A 1,426-nucleotide genomic window follows, 5' to 3' on the forward strand; every position below is an offset into this window, starting at 1 on the left:
GTTGTCGATCAGCAGGCGGTCGCCAAACGACTTGCTGACGTTCTTGAACTCGAACACCTGGTTGCCCAGGCGGTCGGCCACGGGGATGAAGATTTCCTGCGTTTCGTTGCGCCGCTGGTATTCGAAGTCGCTCAGCTCCTCAAAGCGGGCCAGGCGCGACTTGCTCTTGGCCTGGCGTGCCTTGGGGTTCTGGCGCGACCATTCGAGCTCCTTCTTCAAGGCCTTGGCGTGGGCTTCTTCGCTCTTTTGCTCCTGCGCCAGGCGGTCGCCCTTTTGCTCCAGCCAGGTGCTGTAGTTGCCCTTCCATGGAATGCCGCGGCCGCGGTCCATTTCCAGAATCCACTCGGCGGCGTTGTCGAGGAAGTAGCGGTCGTGGGTGATGGCCACCACGGTGCCGGTAAAGCGCTTGAGGAACACTTCCAGCCACTCGACCGACTCGGCGTCCAGGTGGTTGGTCGGCTCATCGAGCAGCAGCATGTCGGGCTTGGACAGCAGCAGGCGGCACAGTGCCACGCGGCGCTTCTCGCCACCGGACAGCAGGCCGATCTTGGCGTCCCACGGCGGCAGGCGCAGCGCGTCGGCGGCGATTTCCAGCTGGTGCTCGGAGTCGGTGCCGGCCGTGGCGATGATGGCTTCGAGCTGGGCCTGCTCGGCCGCCAGCGCGTCAAAGTCGGCGTCTTCATCGCCATAGGCGATGTACACCTCTTCGAGGCGCGCCTTGGCGGCAAACACCGCGCCCATCGACTCTTCGACCGATTCGCGCACCGTGTGCTCGTCGTTGAGCTTGGGCTCCTGCTCCAGGTAGCCGATGGTCAGCCCCGGCATCGGTAGCGCCTCGCCCTCGAATTCCTTGTCGACCCCGGCCATGATCTTGAGCAGGGTGGACTTGCCCGAGCCGTTCAGGCCGAGCACGCCGATCTTGGCGCCAGGAAAAAACGAGAGCGAGATGTCTTTCAAGAGCTGCCGCTTGGGCGGCACGNTGATCTTGAGCAGGGTGGACTTGCCCGAGCCGTTCAGGCCGAGCACGCCGATCTTGGCGCCAGGAAAAAACGAGAGCGAGATGTCTTTCAAGAGCTGCCGCTTGGGCGGCACGGTCTTGCTGACACGGTTCATGGAATAGACGTATTGGGCCATCGATGTAATCAAACCTACAAAAGCAAAAGCGGGCGCAGGGTTGCGCGCGCAAACCCCGATTATCGACTCATGCGACAATATCCTCAGTTGTGCACTCCAGTTGTGCGCAATATCAGCAGTTTGCTGGGGACGACGCAAGCGATTGCCGGCTCCCACCTTTGAACCTCATCAGCCTAACACTGGCTCGGCAGCCACCCAGCTGCCACGACAGGCCGATACCCAGCGCCCGGATGGGCGCGTCTCATTCCATGACATTTGACGATCTGAACCTGGCCCCGGCCATCATGAAAGC

General features: G+C 62.2%; 1 protein-coding gene. It reads right to left on the reverse strand.

Annotated elements, in window-relative coordinates:
- Positions 1-1,134, reverse strand: a 1,134-nt coding sequence (locus tag QZH66_RS16050; RefSeq protein WP_305806890.1) for an ATP-binding cassette domain-containing protein, incomplete at its 3' end; no start/stop codon positions are given.
- Positions 1,135-1,426: the final 292 nt, after the last annotated feature.

This window comes from Stenotrophomonas sp. YIM B06876 (assembly GCF_030711595.1).
Classification (GTDB): Bacteria; Pseudomonadota; Gammaproteobacteria; order Xanthomonadales; family Xanthomonadaceae; genus Stenotrophomonas.